The organism is Microvirga soli (assembly GCF_016734765.1).
GTDB lineage: Bacteria > Pseudomonadota > Alphaproteobacteria > Rhizobiales > Beijerinckiaceae > Microvirga > Microvirga soli.
Genome location: NZ_JAERQE010000008.1, coordinates 21,035 through 43,315, shown reverse-complemented (window position 1 = coordinate 43,315; position 22,281 = coordinate 21,035). Strand labels below are relative to the sequence as shown.

At 63.9% G+C, this 22,281-nt stretch carries 23 protein-coding genes; 18 read left to right on the top strand and 5 right to left on the bottom strand.

The genetic code is table 11. The features are described 5' to 3' along the window. Nucleotides 1-2: 2 nt before the first annotated feature. Together JKL45_RS09520 and cobJ are read left to right on the top strand one after the other, a co-directional pair. Complete coding sequence (locus JKL45_RS09520) at nt 3-743, top strand: precorrin-2 C(20)-methyltransferase (RefSeq protein ID WP_246498439.1); 741 nt, start codon at nt 3-5, stop codon at nt 741-743. Further along, complete coding sequence (cobJ, locus tag JKL45_RS09515) at nt 740-1,504, top strand: precorrin-3B C(17)-methyltransferase (protein WP_201860896.1); 765 nt, start codon at nt 740-742, stop codon at nt 1,502-1,504. Before JKL45_RS09520 ends, cobJ begins: the two co-directional genes overlap by 4 nt. Here the strand turns inward: cobJ and JKL45_RS09510 are convergent. Continuing rightward, nucleotides 1,486-2,277 carry a cobalt-precorrin-6A reductase gene (locus JKL45_RS09510; RefSeq protein ID WP_246498438.1) on the bottom strand — a complete coding sequence of 264 codons (792 nt, stop codon included), beginning with the start codon at nt 2,275-2,277 and terminating at the stop codon, nt 1,486-1,488. The two genes, cobJ and JKL45_RS09510, sit on opposite strands and share 19 nt — an antisense overlap. Between JKL45_RS09510 and cbiE the strand changes: the two genes are divergently transcribed. Genes cbiE through cobM form a run of 3 tightly spaced genes read left to right on the top strand, consistent with a single transcriptional unit; the run spans nt 2,276 to nt 4,640 of the window. Continuing rightward, nucleotides 2,276-3,487 (top strand): precorrin-6y C5,15-methyltransferase (decarboxylating) subunit CbiE, encoded by a 1,212-nt coding sequence (gene cbiE, locus JKL45_RS09505; protein WP_246498437.1) that lies wholly within the window; start codon nt 2,276-2,278, stop codon nt 3,485-3,487. The genes JKL45_RS09510 and cbiE overlap by 2 nt on opposite strands. Then, on the top strand, nt 3,466-3,870 hold the full coding sequence (locus JKL45_RS09500) for a cobalamin biosynthesis protein (protein ID WP_201860893.1): 405 nt from the start codon (nt 3,466-3,468) through the stop codon (nt 3,868-3,870). Before cbiE ends, JKL45_RS09500 begins: the two co-directional genes overlap by 22 nt. Further along, nucleotides 3,867-4,640, top strand: coding sequence for a precorrin-4 C(11)-methyltransferase (cobM, locus tag JKL45_RS09495; RefSeq protein WP_201860892.1), 774 nt, complete (start codon nt 3,867-3,869; stop codon nt 4,638-4,640). The genes JKL45_RS09500 and cobM overlap by 4 nt, the downstream gene beginning before the upstream one ends. Nucleotides 4,641-4,651: 11 nt before the next feature. Here the strand turns inward: cobM and JKL45_RS09490 are convergent, their stop codons facing one another. Further along, entirely contained in the window at nt 4,652-5,755 is a 1,104-nt protein-coding gene (locus JKL45_RS09490; protein WP_201860891.1) for a cobalt-precorrin-5B (C(1))-methyltransferase, read from the bottom strand. A 71-nt stretch (nt 5,756-5,826) separates the two neighbouring features. Here JKL45_RS09490 and cobA point away from each other — a divergent pair, with 71 nt between their 5' ends. Beyond that, complete coding sequence (cobA, locus tag JKL45_RS09485) at nt 5,827-6,621, top strand: uroporphyrinogen-III C-methyltransferase (RefSeq protein ID WP_201860890.1); 795 nt, start codon at nt 5,827-5,829, stop codon at nt 6,619-6,621. After that, a complete protein-coding gene (locus JKL45_RS09480; protein WP_201860889.1) occupies nt 6,618-7,940 on the top strand; it encodes a cobyrinic acid a,c-diamide synthase CobB in 1,323 nt (440 codons plus the stop codon). Before cobA ends, JKL45_RS09480 begins: the two co-directional genes overlap by 4 nt. 12 nt (nt 7,941-7,952) lie before the next feature. Here JKL45_RS09480 and JKL45_RS09475 read toward each other — a convergent pair whose 3' ends face one another. Next, entirely contained in the window at nt 7,953-8,327 is a 375-nt protein-coding gene (locus JKL45_RS09475) for a response regulator (protein ID WP_201860888.1), read from the bottom strand. 223 nt (nt 8,328-8,550) lie between these two features. On the opposite strand from JKL45_RS09475, the gene JKL45_RS09470 reads away from it, so the two are divergent. The 11 genes from JKL45_RS09470 (at nt 8,551) to JKL45_RS09420 (ending at nt 20,090) form a co-directional block, all read left to right on the top strand. Next, on the top strand, nt 8,551-10,074 hold the full coding sequence (locus JKL45_RS09470) for a sensor histidine kinase (protein ID WP_201860887.1): 1,524 nt from the start codon (nt 8,551-8,553) through the stop codon (nt 10,072-10,074). A 55-nt stretch (nt 10,075-10,129) separates the two neighbouring features. Then, complete coding sequence (locus tag JKL45_RS09465; protein ID WP_201860886.1) at nt 10,130-10,294, top strand: hypothetical protein; 165 nt, start codon at nt 10,130-10,132, stop codon at nt 10,292-10,294. A 300-nt stretch (nt 10,295-10,594) separates the two neighbouring features. Next, nucleotides 10,595-10,798, top strand: coding sequence for a hypothetical protein (locus JKL45_RS09460; protein WP_201860885.1), 204 nt, complete (start codon nt 10,595-10,597; stop codon nt 10,796-10,798). Nucleotides 10,799-11,114: 316 nt separating this feature from the next. Continuing rightward, the gene (locus tag JKL45_RS09455) at nt 11,115-13,031 is read left to right on the top strand and encodes an AMP-dependent synthetase/ligase (RefSeq protein ID WP_246498444.1); all 1,917 of its coding nucleotides are present in this window, start codon (nt 11,115-11,117) and stop codon (nt 13,029-13,031) included. Then, complete coding sequence (locus JKL45_RS09450; protein ID WP_201860883.1) at nt 13,028-13,828, top strand: ABC transporter ATP-binding protein; 801 nt, start codon at nt 13,028-13,030, stop codon at nt 13,826-13,828. The genes JKL45_RS09455 and JKL45_RS09450 overlap by 4 nt, the downstream gene beginning before the upstream one ends. Before the next feature lie 9 nt (nt 13,829-13,837). Beyond that, nucleotides 13,838-14,794, top strand: coding sequence for a branched-chain amino acid ABC transporter permease (locus JKL45_RS09445; protein ID WP_201860882.1), 957 nt, complete (start codon nt 13,838-13,840; stop codon nt 14,792-14,794). 13 nt (nt 14,795-14,807) lie between these two features. Continuing rightward, the gene (locus tag JKL45_RS09440) at nt 14,808-15,893 is read left to right on the top strand and encodes a branched-chain amino acid ABC transporter permease (protein ID WP_201860881.1); all 1,086 of its coding nucleotides are present in this window, start codon (nt 14,808-14,810) and stop codon (nt 15,891-15,893) included. Between the two features lie 74 nt (nt 15,894-15,967). Further along, nucleotides 15,968-17,290 (top strand): ABC transporter substrate-binding protein, encoded by a 1,323-nt coding sequence (locus tag JKL45_RS09435; protein ID WP_201860880.1) that lies wholly within the window; start codon nt 15,968-15,970, stop codon nt 17,288-17,290. A gap of 144 nt (nt 17,291-17,434) precedes the next feature. Continuing rightward, nucleotides 17,435-18,271, top strand: a complete 837-nt coding sequence (locus tag JKL45_RS09430) for an ABC transporter ATP-binding protein (protein ID WP_201860879.1) — start codon at nt 17,435-17,437, stop codon at nt 18,269-18,271. 105 nt (nt 18,272-18,376) lie between these two features. Continuing rightward, nucleotides 18,377-18,766 (top strand): DUF805 domain-containing protein, encoded by a 390-nt coding sequence (locus JKL45_RS09425; protein WP_201860878.1) that lies wholly within the window; start codon nt 18,377-18,379, stop codon nt 18,764-18,766. A 91-nt stretch (nt 18,767-18,857) separates the two neighbouring features. Then, nucleotides 18,858-20,090 carry a phenylacetate--CoA ligase family protein gene (locus JKL45_RS09420; protein ID WP_201860877.1) on the top strand — a complete coding sequence of 411 codons (1,233 nt, stop codon included), beginning with the start codon at nt 18,858-18,860 and terminating at the stop codon, nt 20,088-20,090. 486 nt (nt 20,091-20,576) lie between these two features. Here JKL45_RS09420 and JKL45_RS09415 read toward each other — a convergent pair whose 3' ends face one another. Continuing rightward, the gene (locus JKL45_RS09415) at nt 20,577-21,353 is read right to left on the bottom strand and encodes an outer membrane protein (RefSeq protein WP_201860876.1); all 777 of its coding nucleotides are present in this window, start codon (nt 21,351-21,353) and stop codon (nt 20,577-20,579) included. Between the two features lie 432 nt (nt 21,354-21,785). Further along, complete coding sequence (locus JKL45_RS09410) at nt 21,786-22,235, bottom strand: sigma factor-like helix-turn-helix DNA-binding protein (protein WP_201860875.1); 450 nt, start codon at nt 22,233-22,235, stop codon at nt 21,786-21,788. Between the last annotated feature and the right edge of the window lie 46 nt (nt 22,236-22,281).

Here is a 22,281-nt window from a genome sequence, read left to right as displayed (position 1 = left end):
ATATGGCGAACGACACCATCCGCTTCTTCGGCTTAGGCCTCGGCCCCGGCAATCCGGACTACATGACCGTGCGCGCCCGCAGGATTCTGGAAACGGCTGACCGGCTGGTTCATTTCTGCAAGCGTGGACGGCGCGGCAGCGCACGCACCATCGCGGATGCGATCGTCGGCGAGGATCCTGAGCGGGAGATCGCGCTCGTCTATCCGGTGACGACGGAAATTCCCGCCGATCACCCCGATTACGCGGCCGCTCTCAATCCCTTCTACGAGGAAGCGGCAGCAGGGCTCCTCGCCGAGATCGAGGCAGGCCGCACAGTTGCTGTCCTTAGCGAGGGCGATCCCTTCTTCTACGGCTCCTTCATGCATCTCTGGTGGCGTCTCAAGGACAAGGTGCCGACAGAAGTCGTGCCGGCCGTGTCGGGCATGTCGGGCGCCTGGACGCGCGCTGGCGCGCCGATCACCTGGGGCGACGACGTGCTCACAATTGTGCCCGGCACATTGCCGGAAGCGGAGCTGACGCGGCGCCTGTCCGGCACCGATGCCGCCGTGGTGATGAAGCTCGGACGCAACCTGCCGAAGGTTCGTGCTGCACTCAGCACAGCAGGCCTTCTGGAGCGCGCGATCTATGTGGAGCGCGCCACAATGGCGGAAGAGAAGATCATCCCACTTCCCGAGATGCCTGAGGATTTCGACGCTCCCTATTTCTCGCTCATCATCGTGCCGGGTCAAGGGAGGCGCGTATGACGGGCCTCGTCACCATCGTAGGCCTGGGCCCGGGCGATCCGCGCTATCTGACCCCCGCCGCCGCGGAGGCGCTCGCCTCCGCGACCGATCTTGTCGGCTACGGGCCGTATGTCGACCGTATTCCGGAGCGGGCAGGCCAGCGCCGCCATTCATCGGACAACCGGGTCGAGCTTGATCGCGCGCGCTTCGCCCTCGATCTTGCCGCGAAAGGAGCACGCGTGGCTGTGGTATCCGGCGGCGATCCCGGCGTGTTCGCCATGGCGGCGGCCGTGTTCGAGGCTGTCGACAATGGCGATCCTGCCTGGCGCAGCCTCGACATCCGCGTCGAGCCCGGCATTACGGCCATGCTTGCGGCGGCGGCCCGCGTGGGCGCGCCACTTGGGGGCGACTTCTGCGTCATGTCGCTCTCCGACAATTTGAAGCCGTGGGACGTTGTCGAGGCGCGGCTGCGCGCCGCTCTCACGGCGGATTTCGTCGTGGCGCTCTACAACCCGATTTCCTCGGCTCGGCCCTGGCAGCTCGGCGCCGCTTTCAAGATCGTGGCGGAGACGCGCGGTCCCGACACGCCGATCATCCTTGCACGAGCCGTGATGCGGCCGGACGAGCGGATCAGGATCGTGCCGCTCTCGGAGGTCGAAGCCTCCATGGCCGACATGTCCACCGTCGTGACCATCGGCGCCAGCACCACCAAGCTCATCGAGCGCTCTGACGACAAGGCACCCTATGTCTACACGCCGCGCTTCTACGGAGTGCGGCCGTGATGGCGCTCGAGCCATTCCAGGGCAGCGTCCGCGCTCACAACCTCCTCGACGCCGCGAGGTTTCTGCGGCCGCGCCACGACGATGACGGGCAGCCCGAGAGCGCGAGCTGCCGCGATCTTCGGATAGGTCGCGCTTCCGCCCGAGTTCTTGGTGACTACCACCTCGACGCGTTCGCGCTCCATCAGCGCTCGTTCGGATGCTTCATTGAAAGGCGCGCGGTCCTGGATCGTGATGACGTGCGGCACCGGCAGCGCATCCCTGATGGGCTCGATGGTGCGCACAAGATAGGTATGCTGCGGCGCAGCCGCGAAGGGCGGGAGCTCAAGACGCCCCACGGTGAGAAACACGCGTCGGGGTTCATCGCCCAGCGCTTGGACAGTCTCCTCCATCGAGCTGACTTCGATCCACTGGTCACCCTTTTGGGCGGTCCAAGGCGGTCGGCGCAGGGCGAGCAGCGAGACACGCACTTGCGCGCAGGCCTCAGCCGCGTTGCGCGACATCACGGCCGCGAAGGGATGGGTGGCATCGATCACCGCCTCGATCCGCTCCTCCACCAGGAAGCGGGCAAGCCCCTCCACCCCGCCGAAGCCGCCGATGCGGGTCGGGATCGGCAGGGGTCGTGGGTCGCTGGTGCGCCCGGCCATGGACAGAAGCGGGCTGAACTCGGATCGTCCGGAGAGACACCTCGCGAGTGCGGAAGCCTCCGTCGTGCCGCCCAGAATGAGAATGCGCATGTGCTCCTTTTCCCCGAATTCTGACGCGGAGTCGAGCATGAGGAAGGCTCCCTGGCTCACCATCATCGGCATCGGCGAGGACGGTCGCGCCGGGCTCTCCCCTGCCGCCCTGGCGGCGCTTGACCGGGCCGAGTTCGTCATCGGCGGCATGCGCCATCTTGAGCTTGCGGCGCCCTTGTCCGCGCAGACGCAGACTTGGCCTTCGCCCTTTGCCGAGGGCTACCCGATGATCCTGGCCCGCCGGGAGCAGCCGACCTGCGTTCTCGCGACGGGTGATCCATTTCATTACGGCGTTGGGGCGGAACTCGCGCACCTGATCCCGGCGGACGAGATTGTATGCCATCCGCAGCCCTCTGCCTTCAGCCTCGCGGCTGCGCGCCTGGGATGGTCCCTGCCGGATTGCAGCTGCGTGAGCCTGCACGGGCGGGCGCTGGAGCGGATCATCCCTTTCCTGCAACCGGGCGCTCGCATTCTCACTCTGTCATGGGATAGTTCGACGCCGGGCAAGCTCGCGGAGCTGCTAAAGGCGCGCGGCATGGGCGCCTCGACGGTCACGGTGCTGGAAGCCATGAGCGGCCCGCGTGAGCGCATCCGCCATGCGGACGCGAACCGGTTCGAAATCATGGACATCGACCCGCTCAACACGGTGGCGGTCGAGGTCGTGGCGTCGCGCGATGCTCGGATCGTTCCGCTCACGCCCGGTCTTCCCGATTCCTGGTTCGAGAATGACGGCCAGCTCACCAAGGCGGAGATCCGCGCACTGACCCTGGCAGCGCTTGCGCCGAAGGCCGGTGAGCTTTTGTGGGATATCGGGCTGGGTGCAGGTTCCGTGGGCATCGAGTGGTGCCTGCGTCATCCGCGCAACCGCTGCATCGGCATCGAGGAGCGGGCTGAACGGGCCGAGCGCGCCCGACGCAATGCGCAGGAGCTCGGCGTCACGGCCCTCGACATCCGCATCGGGCAGGCGCCCGAGGCCCTAGCCAATCTGCCGGGGCCGGATGCCGTCTTCATCGGCGGCGGCGCGTCGGAGCCCGGCGTGTTCGATGCTGCCTGGACGGCACTGAAATCCGGCGGGCGCCTCATCGTCAATGCCGTGACGCTGGAGACCGAGATCTTGCTCGGAACGCTCTATGCACGGCACGGCGGCACCATGCGGCGCTTGGCGCTCTCGCGTCTCGAGGCTGTAGGCGGCATGCATGGTTGGCGGGCGGCGATGCCCGTTACGCAATGGGTGGTGACGAAACCATGATCGTGGCCGGCGTAGGGTTCAGGCAAAGCGTCGAGGCCGACGAGATCGTGGCGCTCGTGGAGCAGGCGCTGGAGCGGGCATCGTTCACGCGCGATGCCCTCGGGAAGCTTGCGACTATCGAGGCGCTCGCCTCCCTGCCCGCCTTCATGGAGGCCGCCCGTCGGCTCGATGTTGCCGCTGCACGTGTTGCCGAACCTGCCTTGTTGGCGGCAGCGCCTCATGTGCGCACGCAATCGACGCGCTCCATCGCGGCGCACGGGGTCGGATCGGTGGCGGAAGCCACAGCGCTCGGCGCCGCGGGGCCGCATGCACAACTCATCCTTGAGCGCATTGCATCGGGCTCCGCCACCTGCGCCCTCGCGCGTTTGGAGACCGGCTCATGACCGTTCATTTCATCGGAGCAGGCCCCGGCGCGCCCGACCTCATCACCGTACGCGGCCGTTCGCTCATCGAGCGCTGTCCGGTCTGCCTTTATGCCGGCTCCATCGTGCCACCGGAGATCCTGTCGTGGTGCCCGCCCGGCGCGCGGATCGTCGACACGGCTCCTCTCGACCTCGACGCTATCACGGCCGAATATGTGCAGGCCCACGAGAAGGGTGAGGACGTGGCGCGGCTCCATTCCGGCGATCTCTCGATCTGGAGCGCCTTGGGCGAGCAGGTGCGGCGGCTCGATGCGATTGGTATCCCTTACACGATCACACCCGGCGTTCCCGCCTTCGCTGCCGCCGCCGCTGCACTCGGGCGCGAGCTGACGGTGCCGGAGGTCGGGCAGTCGGTGGTGCTCACGCGAACCTCGGGCCGGGCGTCAGCCATGCCGGAGACGGAACGCCTTTCGACCTTTGCGCAGACGAAAGCGACACTCGCGATCCATCTTTCGATCCATGTGATCGAGCAGGTGGTCGAGGATCTGCTGCCCGCCTACGGCCCCGACTGTCCCGCGGCGGTGGTCTGGCGTGCCTCATGGCCGGACGAGCGCGTGATCAAGGGCACATTGTCCACGATCGCCGCCATGGTGCGCGCGGAAAAGCTGGAGCGCACGGCGCTGATTTTAGTCGGGCGTACGCTGGAGGCAAAAGATTTTCGCGACAGCGCGCTCTACTCGACCGATTACGACCGGCGCTTCCGCCCGAACGCCCGCGAGGGCAGCCGATGATAACCGCAGAGTTAGGCCACTGGATGGAACGACAAGCGGCCCACGAGTTCGCCGCTGCGGTCGAACACGATGATCTCAAGGGCCACATCGGCACCGCGCAGGGCCTTGGCGGCCGTCTGCCAGGCATGCTGCGCCACCACGTCGGCCAGCGGAAGGCCGAGGCCTCTGGCGGTCTCCAGAACTTCGAGAGCCGTGTTGGCGCTGCGCGCCTGCTCCGCGATGGCGGGCTCGGCACCAACTTCGAGCAGGCGCTCGGACAGCCACGCGAGATCGACCGCGCCGGAGCGCGAATGCAGGTCGAGCAGGCCCTGACCGAGCTTGGTCATCTTGGCGAAGCCGCCCGCAATGGTGACCTTCGGCACAGGATTGCGGCGCAGATATTTGAGCATGCCGCCGGCGAAGTCGCCCATGTCGATGAGGGCATAGTCCGGCAGGTTGTAGAGCGCCTGCACGGCCTTCTCGGAGGTGGAACCCGTAGCACCGGCCACATGATCGAGGCCACCGGCGCGGGCCACGTCGATGCCGCGATAGATGCTGTGGATCCACGCCGAGCAGGAATAGGGAACTACCACGCCGGTGGTGCCGAGGATCGACAGCCCGCCCAGGATGCCGAGGCGCGGATTGAGGGTCTTCTGAGCGATGGCCTCGCCGCCAGGAATGGAAATCACCACCTCGACGTCTGCCGGTCCCCCAAGGCTTCGCGCCGCCTCCTCCAGGTTGTCGCGGATCATCTGGCGCGGCGCCGGATTGATCGCGGGCTCACCGGGAGGCAGGGGCAGGCCTGCGCGGGTGACGGTGCCTACGCCCTCACCGGCTCGGAACGTCACGCCGGAGCCAGGCTCGCCGGCACGGACAGTCGCGATCACCAGGGCGCCATGGGTCACGTCCGGGTCGTCGCCGGCATCCTTGACGATGCCGACCCGCATGCCGCCTTCGATGGTTTCCGCGACTGCCAGGGAAAATGCCGGCCTGGCGCCGCCCGGCAGCACGATTTCCACGGGATCGGGACATTCGCCCGTCTGCCAGCCCAAAAAGGCTGCCTTGGCCGCCGCCGTGGCGCAGGCGCCCGTGGTCCAGCCACGGCGCAACGATCCGGCGGGTTTACTCTCGTCCATAAGCCCTCTTACAACGTCCTCATGAATTCCAACAGCCATCTCGGGACGGCTCGTCACGGCGGGAGACCCGCATGACCGCCCTCTCCCGCCTCACGCCGCCCTTCGCGCCCGGCACGGTCTGGCTCGTCGGCGCAGGCCCGGGCGATCCCGGCCTGCTCACGATCCATGCCCTCAACGCGCTCGCGAAGGCGGATGTCATCGTCTACGACGCCCTTGTCGATCCGGCCGTCCTATCCTTCGCCCGCGAGGGAGCCACTCTCGAATTCGCCGGCAAGCGCGGCGGCAAGCCTTCGGCCGTGCAGCGGGATATCTGCGAGCGGCTCATCCAGCTCGCCCGCGAGGGCAAGCGGGTGCTGCGGCTCAAAGGCGGCGACCCCTTCATCTTCGGACGCGGCGGCGAGGAAGCCCTGGCCTTGTCCGAGGCCGGCATTCCCTTCCGCATCATTCCGGGCGTGTCGAGCGGACTTGCGTCGCTGGCCATCCACGGCGTGCCCGCGACCATGCGCAAGACGAACCACGCGGTGATCCTGGCCACCGGCCACCCTGCCCCGGATGCGGAGATCGAATGGGCGTCGCTGGCCCGCACGGGCGCGCCCATCGTGCTCTACATGGCGGTTTCGAACCTGTCGTCCATCGTGCAGGGCCTCATGGAAGGCGGATTGTCCGGCGACACGCCGGCGCTCGTGGTCCATGGGGCAACAACCGCCAAGGAGAGCCTCGTGGAGGGAACGCTCGCGACCCTCCCGAAGCTTGCGGAGGATGGGCTCATCCGCTCGCCTGCCATCGTGGCCATCGGGGCCATTGCGGCCTTCCGCTCAGCCATTGCCAATCATCTGCTCGAGTTCGGCAGCGAGGCCGCCCAGTGAGCCTCGGCCCCGGCCTTCTCATCGCCGCGCCCCGTTCGGGTTCGGGCAAGACGACTGTCGTGCTCGGCCTGCAGCGGGCGCTCGCCCGCCGGGGCCTCAACGTGCGCGGCGTGAAATGCGGCCCCGACTACATCGACCCGGCGTTTCACGCGGCCGCCACCGGCGCCCCGAGCTTCAATCTCGACAGCTTTGCCATGAACGGACCGTTGCTCGGCTCCATCGCGTCGCAGGCTGCTGGCAGCGCCGATCTCGTGATTGCCGAAGGCTCGATGGGGCTCTTTGACGGCATCCGCCACGAGATCGGCCGCACGGGCGCGAGCGCCGACATCGCCGCTCTCCTCGGCTGGCCGGTGGTCCTTGTGCTGGACGTATCGGGACACGCGCAATCGGCCGCCGCTGTCGCGCTCGGCTGTGCCCGGTTTGATCCACGGATTAACGTGGCCGGCGTGGTGCTGAACAAGGTCGCGAGCGAGCGGCACCGCAGGCTGGTGGAGGATGGCATGGCCCGCATCGGCCTGCCCGTTCTCGGCGCTCTCATGCGCAACGCGGATTTGGCTCTGCCAGAGCGCCATCTCGGTCTTGTCCAGGCAGGCGAGACGGAGGAACTCGACGCACGGCTGGAGCGCCTGGCGGATGCGGTGGAAGGCGCTGTCGATCTCGACCGGCTCTTAGCCCTCGCCGGCCCCACGCAGCTCGACAGCCCTGACGACGTGATCCCCCTGCCGCCGCCGGGCCAGCGCATCGCGCTGGCGACGGACCAAGCCTTCTCCTTCGTCTACCCGCATGTGCTCGCGGGCTGGCGCAAGGCAGGTGCGGAGATCGTGACCTTCTCGCCTCTCGCCGACGAGCCTCCGCCGTCTGACTGCGACGTTTGTTGGCTGCCTGGAGGCTACCCGGAGTTGCACGCGGGACGCCTTGCCGATGCCAGCCGCTTTCTCGAAGGGCTGCGGAGCTTTGCAGCGAGCCGACCTGTTCATGGGGAATGCGGCGGCTACATGGTGCTAGGGCAGTCTCTCGAAGACGGTGATGGCCATACGCACTCCATGGCAGGCCTCCTTCCGGTCGAGACGAGCTATGCTAGGCGCAAAATGCACCTCGGTTATCGGGTTGCGGATCTGCTCAATGACGGGGCGCTTGGACGAGCTGGCTCGCGCCTTGTCGGCCATGAATTCCACTATGCCTCGGTGACGCAGAGCGACATGTCCGAAGAGGCTGCTTTCGCCAGGATCACAGATGCAGAGGGCCAGGATCTTGGCATCGCCGGCCACCGCAGAGGTCTAGTGACAGGCAGCTTCTTCCACACCATCGCCCTTCGCTGATGGTGTGATCCCTCACACGCTTACGCCGCGACAGGCGCGCTGAATTTCACCCACGAGACGGCCGGGCTGTACGGGCTTCTGAAGCACGACGATGTCGGGATGGCGGTCGCCCACGCCCGAGGGCAGCCCGGCGCTTCCGGTATAAACCACGACGCCGACCTTCCGGGCGCGCAGGGATTCGAGCACGGGCGTGACATCCCCATCGCCCAGATTCACATCAAGCACCGCGCCGTGGATGGCCTGATCGGCTTTCACCGCCTGCCGGGCCTCACGCAGCGATCCCACGGGACCGATCACCTCCCCTTCAGCCCGCTCGATGAGGTCGCTGATGTCGGTTGCGATAGCAGGATCGTCCTCGACCACGAGAACACGCAAGCCATTCAACATCCCGGTCTCCTCAGTTGCAGGGCAAGGGCTTCAGATCGAGTCAATTCGCCATCCCGGCGGCTGTTCCTGACATTCGACGAGGGGCAGCCATGTGCCTGAGGACAGGCGGGGGAACAGAGCTTCGCGAACGCACGTTTCGACAGGTTAGCGTTTTCACATCTTGTCATGAGTCCGGCTTGTGAGCAGCAGCCCATCACCGTCCAGAGGAGCCGAACTCCTCCCCATGTCGCATCGATCCGAGGAATTGGCATACCGGCTCCGGCAGCAGGAGGTTCTGGCGGGCTTTGGCCTCTTTGCCCTGCAGGCCATGGATCTCGATGCCCTCCTGCAGGAGGCCTGCAGGATTAGCGCCAGTGGCCTCGGGGGCGAGCTGTCGAAAGTGCTCGAATACCGCCCGGACGACGACGAATTCCTGATGCGTGCCGGCATGGGTTGGCGGCCCGGCGTCGTCGGGCATTCGCGCGCGGCGGCCGACCTGGGCTCGGCGGCGGGCTATACGTTCCGCACCGGTGAACCCGTGCTGTCCAGTCATCTCGGAGCAGCCGCGGCCGAGGGTGGGGACCGGTTCCGCGCCTCCCCGATCATGGTCGAGCATGGCGTCCGCCGTGCCATCAATGCGCCGATCCGCGGACGCGATGGTCCCTTCGGCGTGCTTGAAGTCGACAGTCCACAGGAGAATAAGTTCACCCAGGCTGACACCGCCTTTCTGCAGGGTGTGGCCAACATCCTGGGCGTCGCCATGGAGCGCGTCAGGGTTGAGCAGGCGGTTCAGGAGAGTGAGGAGAGCTTCCGCACCCTGGCTAATTCCATCCCGCAGCTCGCCTGGATGGCCGATGCTTCCGGGTCGATCTATTGGTACAATCAGCGGATCTTCGACTACACGGGTTTGGATTTCGAAGAGATCAAGGGGTGGGGCTGGCGCTCCCTGCATCACCCCGACCACGTGGAGCGGGTGGTGGAGCGTTTCCGCCGCTCTTTCGAAACGGGCGAGCCGTGGGAGGATACTTTTCCGCTCCGGGGCCAGGATGGTTCCTACCGCTGGTTCCTCTCCCGCGCCCTGCCGATCCGCGATAGCGCTGGCCGGATCCTGCGCTGGTTCGGCACCAACACGGACGTGACCGAGCAGCGCGAGGCGGAGGAGCGAAGCCAGCTGATGACCCAGGAGGTCAGCCACCGGGTCAAGAACTCCCTGGCCCTGGTGGCGAGCCTGCTCGGGCTTCAGTCGCGCTCGACCACCAACCCCGAGGCCAGGCAGGCCCTGGAGGATGCCTATGCGCGGGTCCAGACCATCGCGCAGATCCACGACCGGCTCTGGCGGCAATACGATGCCCAGAGCGTCGACCTCTGCGGCTTCCTCAACGACCTCTGTCACAAGCTTCAGGAAACAGCCATGGAGCACCGGCTCGAGTTTCATGGTCATTCGGTCATGATCACGACCGATCGGGCGATTTCGCTGGGCCTGCTGCTCAATGAGATCGTCACCAACGCGTTCAAATACGCGTATCCCGAAGGTGGCGGCGGGCCTGTCGAGGTCAGGCTCTCGGCGAGCGGCGGCGAGCTTCGGCTGGAGGTGGCGGATCAGGGCGTCGGCCTCCCGGCGGAGTTCGAATTCTCCAAGCACCGCAAGAGCCTTGGATCACGCTTGATCGTGAACATCGCCCGGCAGTTGCAGGCCCAGGTGGAACCGGGCGCGAACTCTCCCTCGGGGGCGCGCTTCACGGTGACCATGCCGGTCGAACCGGGCTGATCGATGAACCTCCTGATGGGGCAGGAGTTGAACAGAACCCAACAAGGAGACCATCATGCGCCTGAAACTGATCCTGCCCCTGGCTGCCTTCCTCGCCCTGTCCGCCTGCGGTGATGATGGTCCTGACGAGACGGGCAGCACGGAGAACAACCAGCCAGCCCAAACGACGCCAGCCAATCCGGCTGCTCCCAGCCGTCCAGCAGGACCGCCTGCGCAGTAAGGCCGTCTACTGGTTCACGATCCTGAATGGTCCCGAGGCGGCGCCACTGACCATCCGCCTCGGCCTTATCCCATGTTAATGCGCCCCAGACGGATCCGCGGTCTCCTCATACCTGTCATGGCTGGAACAGGACGGCATCATGCCGCGGCAGGGTTCTAAGCGAGTGATCGTCATCCTTTCGCCGCAGCCTTCCCTCCTAATTTGGCCAGAGCGTGGAAGAACGCGAGCGGCTCATCGAGCTTGGCAGCCCCGTCTGCATTTTAGCTCTCTCCCCTTGCGTCGAGGATCGTGGAGACGCCCATGAGAGAGGCATTCCAAATCGGACAGCTTGTCCGGATCAGCAGACCCTCCTCGGGCTATGCCGATCACCGCACCTACTGCATTGTTTGTCTTGTGTCGAAGTCGGACGGTTACGCGGTTTACCGGGTCAAGAACACGGTGGGCATTGAGCGCCTCGTCAGGGCCGACGAGATCGAGCCGGCAGCCCTGACGGCTGTCCCCTAAGCGTCGCCTGAAACCCTGCTTGGCTGTCGAACCCGCCGGAGATCGGCTTCCGGCGGCGTATTAGCCCATGGTAGCGGGTGACGGCACCTTGCTCTCCCTGGGTGAGCGCGACAGAATGCTTCCCTAACGAAGTCCGAAGACGGACAGCCGGCAGCAAGACCGGCAGGTGCATGCGTCGGTACGGCCATGCATCAAGAGGGAACGTAGCCATACCGCGCGAGAAGACGTGCGGGTGCCAGGGAGGTTGACGTCTTTGACGACGGCAGCAGATGCGCGCGCAGATACCTTTCCAAAATTGCTCGTGCGCAATGCGCGCATGCGTCCGAACCGCACGGCGTTTCGGCACAAGGATCTCGGGATCTGGCAATCCTGGACATGGGGCGAGGTGCACGAGATCGTGCGGGCCTATGCCAGCGGGCTCCAGGCACTCGGACTGAAGCGCGGCGGCAAGATCGCCATCATCGGCTATAACCGCCCCCATCTCTATTGGAGCATCGCCGCCGCTCAATGGATCGGCGCAATTCCGATTCCGGTCTATGCCGACTCTGTCGCGGACGAGATGGCCTATGTGCTGGCCCATGCGGAAGTGACCCACGCCGCTGTGCAGGACCAGGAGCAGGTCGACAAGCTTCTCTCCGTGTCAGAGCAGCTGCCCCAGCTTCAGCATGTGCTCTACGACGAGCAGAAAGGCCTCAGGGATTACGATCACGGCCATCTGCACTCCATCGAGTCCGTCGTGGAGGAAGGCCGCGCGCGGCTTGCGGATGCTCAAGAGGCGCAAGCCATCGAGCGCGCTCTCCAGGATGGCAAGGGATCGGATCTCGCAATCATTCTCTACACCTCCGGCACCACGGGCCGGCCCAAGGGCGTGATGCTCACCTCCGACGCAGTGATCGCAGCCGCCGAGATCGGCTGCGATTTCGACAGGCTCGACGAGACTGACGAGATCATGGCCTATCTGCCGATCGCCTGGGTGGGAGACCACATCTTCTCCTATGCCCAGGTTTTCCTTGCCGGGCTCTGCGTGAACTGTCCCGAAAACCCGGAGACGGTGGCGGACGACCGCCGCGAGATCGGCGCCACCTACGTCTTTGCCCCGCCGCGCATCTTCGAGAGCATGCTGACGCTCACCATGGTTCGCATCGAGGATGCGAGCGCGCTCAAGCGGCGCATGTTCCACTACTTCATCAACCACGCGAACAAGGTGGGCGAGAAAATCCTGAACCGGGAGCCGGGCGTCGGCGCCTGGGACCGCTTCCTCTGGAAGCTCGGCAACGTGCTCGTCTACGCGCCGCTGCGCAACCGCTTCGGCATGACGCGCGTGAAGGTGGGCTACACCGCCGGCGAAGCCATCGGCCCCGAGATCTTCCGCTTCTACCGCTCCATCGGGGTGAACCTGAAGCAGCTCTATGGGCAGACGGAAGCCTCCGTCTACATCACCATGCAGCCGGATGGTGAGATCCGCGCCGACACGGTGGGCCGCCCTGCGCCGCAGGTGGAGATCCGTATCGCGGAGAACGGCGAGGTGCTCTATCGCTCGCCCGGCGTGTTCGTCGGTTACTACAAGGACGACGAGAAGACCGCCGAAACGAAGACGCCAGACGGCTTCGTGCATTCGGGCGATGCCGGCTTCTTCGACCAGAACGGTCATCTCAAGATCATCGACCGCGCCAAGGACGTGGGCAAGATGCGCGATGGCGCGCTCTTCCCGCCCAAATACGTCGAGAACAAGCTGAAATTCTATCCCAACATCAAGGAAGCAGTCTGCTTCGGCGACGGCCGGGATCATGTGGCGGCTTTTATCAACATCGACCTCGTTGCAGTGAGCAACTGGGCCGAGCGGAACGGGGTCACTTACGCCTCCTACCAGGAGCTCGCCGGGCATCCCCGTGTCTACGACATGATCGAGAAGCATGTGGACGAGGTGAACCGTTCTCTCGCCTCCGAGCCCCGCATGGGCGGCGCCCAGATCAAGCGCTTCCTGATTCTGCATAAGGAACTCGATGCCGACGACGGCGAGCTCACGCGCACGCAAAAAGTGCGCCGCGGCTTCATCGCCGACCGCTACGCACCCCTGATCCAGGCGCTTTATGATGGCTCCACCGAGGCGGACATCTCTACAGAAGTCACGTTCGAGGACGGTCGGAAAGGCGTGATCTCCGCACGGGTCAAGATCAAGGACATGAAGCTCTATCCGGCTGAGAACGGGCACGCACTGGAGGCCGCAGAATGAGAGCGCCCGACAACCCCGTTTTGGCTAAGGGCGACGTGCTGCTGGCCGTGGACAACGTCTCGCTGGGCTTCGGCGGCGTGAAGGCGCTGACCGACGTGTCCTTCGACATCCGCAAGAGCGAGATCCGCGCCATCATCGGGCCGAACGGTGCCGGTAAGACATCGATGCTCAACTGCATCAACGGCTTCTACTACCCCACAGAAGGACGCATCACCTTCAAGGGCGTGAAGCGGCCCAAGATGCGCCCTTACGAGGCGGCGCGGGGCGGTATCGCCCGCACGTTCCAGAACGTGGCCCTCTTCAAGAGCATGTCGACGCTGGACAACATCATGGCCGGCCGGTCGATCAAGATGCGGTCGAACTTCTTCTGGCAGCTCTTCCGCCATGGCCCGGCCATGAAGGAGGAGGTCGCGCATCGCCGCTTCGTTGAGGAGATCATCGACTTCCTTGAGATCCAGCACATCCGCAAGACCCCCGTGGGACGTCTTCCCTACGGTCTGCAGAAGCGGGTCGAGCTCGGGCGGGCGCTCGCCATGGAGCCGGAGCTTCTCCTCCTCGACGAGCCCATGGCCGGCATGAACCTCGAGGAGAAGGAGGACATGTCGCGCTTCATTCTCGAGGTGAACCAGCAATACGGCACCACCATCGCCCTCATCGAGCACGACATGGGCGTGGTGATGGATCTCTCCGACCGGGTCGTGGTGCTGGAATACGGGCGCAAGATCGCCGACGGAACGCCGCAGGAGGTCAAGGGCAACCAGCGCGTGATCGATGCCTATCTCGGCGTGGCGCATTGAGGGCGGGCGATGGACATTCTCTATAAGATTTTCATCGAGCCCTTCGTGTTCATGGGCGAGGCGCCCGATCTGCTGATCCAGACCCTTTGGGAAGGTCTGGTCTCCGGGGTGCTCTATGCGCTGATCGCGCTCGGCTTCGTGCTCATCTTCAAGGCCTCGGGCGTCTTCAACTTCGCTCAAGGCATCATGGTCGTGTTTGCTGCCCTCACCCTGGTGGGGCTCTACGAGAAGGGCGTGCCAGCCTTCCTTGCCCTGATCCTCGCAGTGCTCGTCATGCTCGTTCTCGCGATCGTAGTGGAGCGGGTGGTGCTGCGGCCTCTCGTCAACCAGCCCGACATCATCCTGTTCATGGCGACCTTCGGGCTCACCTACTTCCTCATCGGCTTCGGCGAGCTCATCTTCGGCGGCAATCCGAAGGAAATGATCACCGACGCGCTGTTCCTGCCCCAGGGCACGACGGAACTGGACATGCTGGGCGGAATGGTGCGTTTCCAGCACCTCGACATCGCCGCAGCCATCATCGCGTCGATCATGATTGGCCTCCTGGCGGTGTTCTTCTCCAAGACCCGCATCGGCCGGGCGCTGCGCGCGGTGGCGGACAGTCACAAGGCGGCGCTTTCGGTCGGCATCTCGCTCAACCAGATCTGGGTGATCGTTTGGTTCGCCGCCGGTATCGTGGCGCTGGTGGCCGGCATCATGTGGGGCGCACGCTCCGGCGTGTCGTTCTCGCTCCAGATTATCGCCTTGAAGGCCCTGCCCGTTCTCATTCTCGGCGGCTTCACGTCCATTCCCGGCGCCATCATCGGCGGGCTGATCATCGGGGTGGGCGAGAAGATCGGCGAGTTCTACTGGGGCCCGCTCGTGGGCGGCGGTGTCGAGACGTGGCTTGCCTATGTGATTGCCCTGCTCTTCCTGCTCTACAGACCGCAAGGGCTGTTCGGCGAAAAGATCATCGAACGGATTTAAGAGGAATTGTTCAGTGCTCTACCGTGAGGCCGGCCAGTTCAAGACCAACTATGTCGCGGACAGCGCGATCTTCCCCCTGCGCCAGGACAGGATCGGCCTCGGCCTCATCATCATCGCCGCCTATGCGCTAGCTTTCATGGGCAGCGACTTCCTCCTCCAGGCAGTGCTGATCCCGTTCCTGGTTTTCTCGCTCGCTGCAATCGGGCTCAACATCCTCACGGGCTACACGGGCCTGCTGTCGCTCGGCACCGGCGCCTTCATGGGTGTCGGCGCCTATGCCTGCTACAAGTTGATGACGGCTTTTCCAGGCGTGAACGTTATCGTCTGGATCTTCGTCTCCGGCTTCTTCTCCGCCGCCATCGGGGCTCTGTTCGGCCTACCTTCCTTACGCATCAAGGGCTTTTATCTCGCAGTCGCGACGCTCGCCGCGCAGTTCTTCCTGCAATGGTGCCTCATCCGCATTCCGTGGCTGGTGAACTACAATGTCTCGGGCGCCCTCGATGCACCGCTGCGGACCCTGTTCGGCACGCCGATCATGGGCCCGAACGCCACGCCGCAGACACGCTATCTGGTGGTGCTCACCATCGTGATCCTGCTCACCTGGCTCGCCTCCAACCTCGTCCATGGCCGCATCGGGCGCATGTGGATCGCGATCCGCGACATGGATCTAGCGGCCGAGCTGATGGGCATTCGCCCGCTCCAGACCAAGCTCCTGGCCTTTGCGGTGTCGTCCTATTATTGCGGCGTCGCCGGGGCGCTCCTCGTGTTCCTCTGGTACGGCGGCGCTGAATACGACGTGTTCAATATCAACCAGTCGTTCTTCATCCTGTTCATGGTGATCATCGGGGGACTTGGCAGCCTCATCGGCTCGTTCTTCGGCGCGGCGCTCATCTTCATCCTTCCGATTGTGCTGGGCATCGTGCTGCCCGCCATCCTGGCGCCTTTCGGGCTCTCGGTGGGCGCCGACGTCATCGAGCACCTGCGCTTCATGATCGTAGGCGCGCTCATCATCTTTTTCCTGATCGTCGAACCGCACGGCCTCGCGCGGCTCTGGCAGATCGGCAAGCAGAAGCTCCTGGTCTGGCCTTTCCCCTACTGATGGCGGACTGCAAGGAGACGAAAGACGGAACAAGAATTCGGCCACCGGTCGATACAACGGGAGGAAACGCAAAAATGTCGTTTCGCAAAATTGGTTTTGGATTAGCCGCCGCGACGATGCTCGCCGGCCTGGCCCTGCCTGCGCTGGCGCAGGACTCGGTCTATGTTCCCCTCTTCACCTACCGCACCGGCCCCTTTGCCGGATCCGGCACCCCCATCGCCGACGGCATGCATGATTATCTTCGCATGCTGAACGAGCGCGACGGCGGCATCGGCGGCGTGAAGCTCGTTCTCGAGGAATGCGAGACCGGCTACGACACCAAGAAGGGCGTGGAATGCTATGAATCGGTGAAGGGCAAGAACCCGGTCATCGTGAACCCATGGTCGACGGGCATCACCCTGCCGCTCATCCCGCGCGCCTCCGTGGACAAGATCCCGATCCTGTCGATGGCCTATGGTCTCTCGGCCTCGGCCCGCGGCGACATCTTCCCTTGGGTGTTCAACCCGCCGGCCACCTATTGGGACGGCCTGTCGATGATCGTGAAGTACATCGGCGAGAAGGAAGGCGGGCTTGAGAAGCTGAAGGGCAAGAAGATCGGCTTCCTGCATCTCGATGCCGCCTTCGGCAAGGAGCCGATCCCACTGCTCCAGGAACTGGCGAAGGATATCGGCTTCGAGGTCGCGCTTTATCCCGTTGCTGCCCAGGACATGCAGAACCAGTCCTCGCAATGGCTCAGCGCCCGCCGCGACCGGCCGGACTACATGATCATGTGGGGCTGGGGTTCCATGAACGGCGCGGCCGTGAAGGAAGCGGTCCGCTCGGGCTATCCCATCGACAAGTTCTACTCGGTCTGGTGGCCGGGTGAGGACGACGCCCGCTCCGGTGGCGCCGGCGCCAAGGGCTTCAAGATGCTCAACTGGCATGGGGTGGGGGCGAACTTCCCAGCTCTCCAGGACATCCAGAAGCACGTGGTCGACAAGGGCCTTTCGAAAGCCCCGAAGGACAAGGTCGGCGAGCTTCTCTACAACCGCGGCGTCTACAACTCGCTGCTGATCGCCGAGGGCATTGCCCAGGCCCAGAAGGTCACGGGCAAGAAGGTCGTGACCGGTGAGGACGTGCGCCGCGGCATGGAGAACATCAAGCTCGATCCAGCCCGCCTGAAGGAGCTCGGTCTCGAGGGCTTCACCGACCAGCTCGTTCTCTCCTGCGCGGACCACAACGGCCATCGCGCCGCCTTCATGCAGGAATGGGACGGCACCAAGTGGGTGAAGATCTCCAACCCCATCGAGCCGATGACCGACCGCGTGAAGGGACAACTCGAAGCGGCCGCGAAGGACTATGCCGAGAAGAATGCCGGCTGGCCCAAGCGCTCGGAAGCTTGCGACAAGGCGAGCTAAATTCGAACGCAACCCTAGCCCTCCTCCCCCTTGTGGGGAGGAGTTGGAGGTGGGGGTGCCGGCACCACGCTGGTCCAGCTCAGCGCTCACACCCCCACCCTTAATCCCTCCCCACAAGGGGGAGGGAAACACAGAGAGCCCCTGATGACGAGCGCTGCTCAGATGCGACTGCAGACGGCCGACACTGTCCTCACGGTCAACAACATCGAGGTCGTTTACGACCACGTGATCCTCGTGCTCAAGGGCGTCTCGCTCACTGTGCCCAAGGGTGGAATCGTGGCGCTGCTCGGGGCGAATGGCGCCGGCAAGACGACGACCCTGAAAGCCATCTCCAACCTGCTGCACGCCGAACGCGGTGAGGTGACGAAGGGCTCGATCGAGTTCAACGGCAAGCGCGTCGACAAGCTCTCACCGAACGAGCTCGTGCGCCGCGGCTGCATCCAGGTGCTGGAGGGCCGCCACTGCTTCGGCCATCTCACCATCGAGGAAAACCTGCTCACGGGGGCCTTCACGCGGCGCGACGGCAATGCCGCCATCCGCCGTGACATCGAGGCGATCTACGAATACTTCCCACGTCTCAAGCAGCGCCGCACGTCGATGGCGGGCTACACCTCCGGCGGCGAGCAGCAGATGTGCGCCGTGGGCCGGGCCATGATGTCCAAGCCCTCTATGATCCTGCTGGACGAGCCCTCCATGGGCCTCGCGCCGCAGATCGTCGAGGAGATCTTCGAGATCGTCCGCAAGCTCAACGCGACGGAGGGCGTCTCCTTCCTGCTGGCAGAGCAGAACACCAACATGGCGCTCAAATACGCCACCTACGGCTACATTCTCGAAACCGGCCGCGTGGTGATGGACGGGCCGGCCCAGATGCTGCGCGAGAACGAAGACGTGAAGGAATTCTACCTCGGTGTGTCGGAAGGTGACCGCAAGTCGTTCCGCGAGGTGAAGAGCTACAAGCGCCGCAAGCGCTGGCTGGCTTGACGCTAGGATGTGCCGCACCGCACTTGACCCTCTGTCATAGCTTTTCATACGGTCCGTTCCCGTGAGTGACGAATTGCTCACGCGACACCTTACTGGGGGCATTCAATGGACTTCGCACAAGCAATCAGAACCTGTCTCAACAAATACGCCACCTTCACCGGCCGGGCCCAACGTTCGGAGTACTGGTACTTCTTCCTGCTCCTGGTGATCGTGAACATCGTCGCCAGCGTTCTTGACTCCGTGATCTTCGGCGACATTCCGGTTCTTTACCTGATCGCCACGCTGGCCCTTATCATCCCCAGCATCGCTGCGGGCGTGCGCCGCCTGCACGATACCGACAAGTCGGGCTGGTGGCTTCTGGTAGGATTCATTCCGGTGGTCGGCGCCATCGTACTGATCGTGTTCTTCTGTCAGCGCGGTACTGTCGGACCGAACCAGTTCGGGTCGGATCCGTTGCAGGCGTCGATTTCGAACGCTCATGTGGCCCGCGCCTAACACTCTGTTGGCGCCAGTACGGCAGTGGAGAGATCATCGGGCGGTTCCGGCGATCTCTCCATCAACATCCTATTGAACTTGGGACAGGCTCTTGGCTGATCACTACGATACTCTCGAAACCCGTGATCCCTCTGAGCGTGAGGCTTCGCTCTTCGCGCAGCTGCCTGAGATCCTCAAGGTCGCAGTCCGTTCGCCGGTCTATGCCGAGCGGCTGAAGGGGATCGATCCTGCCAGCATTACGAACCGCGAGGCTCTGGCAAAGCTGCCCGTGCTGCGCAAGGCTGAACTGCCGGGTCTGCAAAAAGCCGCCCTCCCCTTTGGCGGCCTCGTGGCCGATGCCCCGGGATCTTTCGGGCGCCTCTTCACATCGCCTGGGCCGATCTTCGAGCCGGAATCCGCCGTCTCTGACCCCTGGCGCTCGGCGCGCGGGCTGTTCGCCGCAGGCTTCCGACGCGGTGACGTGGTGCTCAACACCTTCAGCTATCACCTCACGCCTGGCGGCTTCATCATGGATTCCGGGGCACGAGCCCTGGGCTGCGCGGTCATTCCAGCGGGACCCGGCAACACCGAGCAGCAGTTCGAGCTGATTGAAGCCTATCGCCCTATCGCCTATTGCGGCACGCCGGACTTCCTCAAGATCCTGCTCGACGGGGCTGCGGCGTCAGGACGAGACATCTCTTCCATCAGGCGCGCGCTCGTATCGGGGGCTGCCTTTCCGAAATCGCTGCAGGAGGAATTCTCCTCAAAGGGCATCGAGGCCTATCAGGCGTATGCCACGGCGGATCTCGGTTTCATCGCTCACGAGACCCCTGCCAGCGAAGGGCTTGTGGTGAACGAGGACATCATCGTCGAGATCGTCCGGCCTGGCACCGGCGATCCCGTGCCGGAGGGCGAAGTGGGCGAGATCGTCGTCACCACCCTCGATCCGCATCATCCCTTCATTCGTCTTGCCCTTGGCGACCTGACAGCGGTGATGGCCGGCACGAGCCCGTGCGGGCGCACCAACACGCGCATCAAGGGCTGGATGGGCCGGGCCGATCAAGCCACTAAGGTCAAGGGCATGTTCGTGCGTCCCGAGCAGGTGGCCGAGATCGGCCGCCGGCATCCGGAACTGGGACGCCTGCGCCTGATCGTGACCCGCGAGGGCGAGACGGACGTCATGACCCTGGCGGCAGAGACGGCTACGCCGAGCGATAACCTTGCTGCGGCTATCGGCACGACGCTGCAAAGCCTCACGAAATTGAAGGGCACAGTTACATTTGCTTCGCCCGGGGGGCTTCCCAACGACGGAAAGGTCATAGCCGATCAGCGGAAATATGATTGAGCCACTCCGCTTTCATGCAGACAATCTTGCTTTGCGTGGATGCAATGACAGCCAAGCTTCTCAGCCTTGAACGCCTGACTCGCAATTCATAAGCTCAAGCTCGACAGTGATTCGGGAAAGCGTGGAAAATTAAGGGAATACAAAAAAGAAAGAGCACCCCGAAGGGTGCTCTAAGGTGTCCGGCCGTAGGGGCAAAAGTGACCGGAGATGCCTATAAACGCAGGTGCCGAAAGTTAGTTCCAAACTTTTTTGAAAAATTTTGTAGCCGGACCAGCGCCTCAATGAGGTCACGTTTACCGGGTCTAGAGCTGAGCTTCCCGTGGGGGCAACTACGGGCCGGGGCCGCGACCACAGATCCTTTAAGGACGGGTCGCGGCCATTTTCCCTCTTTCATTCCTGTCTGTGCCTCCACCCTTTGGAGGCTCTGAAGGCAAAGAAAGGGGCCCGGGAAACCCCGGACCCCTCAGGCACAAGGCCTGTTGGCTCTTAGTAAGTGCCGAACTTGAAGTTCAGCTTGGCCCTGGCGACGAAGAAGTCGTTGTCATCGTTGCCCATGTCCGGCGCTATAACTGGGATGGCAGCTCCCCCACCACCCGGGGTGAAGGTTCCAACCGTCCCGCCAAAGTCATCGTCGTCATCGAACCCGAGCCATAGCCCTTCAATACCGAAGGTGACCGCCGAGGAGCCGAACCAGTTTACCGGCAGCGCCCATTCCACACCGCCGCCGGCCACCCAGCCGGTGTTGTCGTCGGCATAGGCCAAGCCGCCGGTGGCGTAGATCAGGACCCGGTCAAAAGCCACGCCTACCCGGGCACGCACGGTGCCGAACCAATCCGACAGGTTGTTATCGAACGTTCCGGGCACGAAGGTGCCTGGGGCTCCAGCCGGGACGAAGGCCACATCCACGTTCTGATCGGTGTCAGCCCACTGAATGTCGGTCTCGAGACCGATGACGAAGGAGCCGATCTGGTAGTTGTAGCCAATCTGCGCGCCGCCGGTGAAGCCGCCGTCGTTGTTGTTGTCGAAGATCAGCGTGCCTGGCGCCGCCCCGCCGAGGATCACAGTTTGCCGGTCGTCGCTGCGCCAGCCCCAGCCGGCGTTCACACCGGCGTAGAAACCGGTCCAGGTGAAGATTGGAGCGGCCGCGATGATCGGAGCCGGAGGTGGTGCTTCGCGGGCCGGAAGGTCCGCAGCAGAGGCAGCGGCTGCAGCAAGCGTTATGCTGGCAACCCCTGTCAGGAGACTAAGTACGCACTTTCTCATGACCGTAACCCCTTGGTGTGAGGATTCACGAGAGAAACTTACGCCCATTCCCCAGGGGAAAGATATTGCAGACAGGCAACACCCAGACAAACAAAAAGTATTCAAGTGGCAAAAAAGTAGTACCACCTTCGCGAACAAGAATATTGTCCATAGTTCATGAAAATAAGTCTCTTAATGAAATCTTTAAACTCGATTGACAATACTATCGTCAGATGCCCTAATATCCATGTTTTCGGTTTGACACCCGAAGGCGAGGAGATCACTCAACCCTGCCCCACCGGGCAGGGTTTTTTCTTGGAGAACGCGCCTTCGGCGCCGGCAAACTTGGGCATCGTGCGGACCCAGAGAGGGTTGCACTCAACGATGCTCTCACTCAAGAAGAAGGCATTGGATGGATCCCAAAAGTGCAGATCCACTTTTGGGTCCGATGCTTTAGAGGTCACCCAGGAGCAATTGAGCCTGGCCGCCTGCTTTCGGGTCAGGACGCTTTTTATTGGGGGCCGCGGCGGCTCGAATGTCGCGCCGCTCAGGCCTCTTTCGAGTCTCTGCACCAGCCATTCTTGCCTTGGCTTTATCGCGTGCAATCGCCTCCGGGGCTGCCGGGTTGTCGTCCAGCCACTTGCCGCGCTTGATCACCTCGTTGACGCGGCCTTGGTTGACGCCGAGCTGGAAGGCGATCTCCTGCTGAGTCATCTCCGTCGTTGCGTGAAGCTCCAGGATATGCCTCGCCAGTTCCGGCGTCATCTTCTTCCCGGCGATGCGTCGCGCCGGTGTCACCGAACGCTTGGTGCGGTCACGGTCCCGCAGCTTCTGCAGGATCGCGAGCGCCATGTTCATTCCCTGCTCGCGCAGGGCATCCTCGAATTCCTTGAGCGTGGTCAAATCGAACGCACTCCTTCAGAGACAAGGAAGACAAGCAGGCACCCGG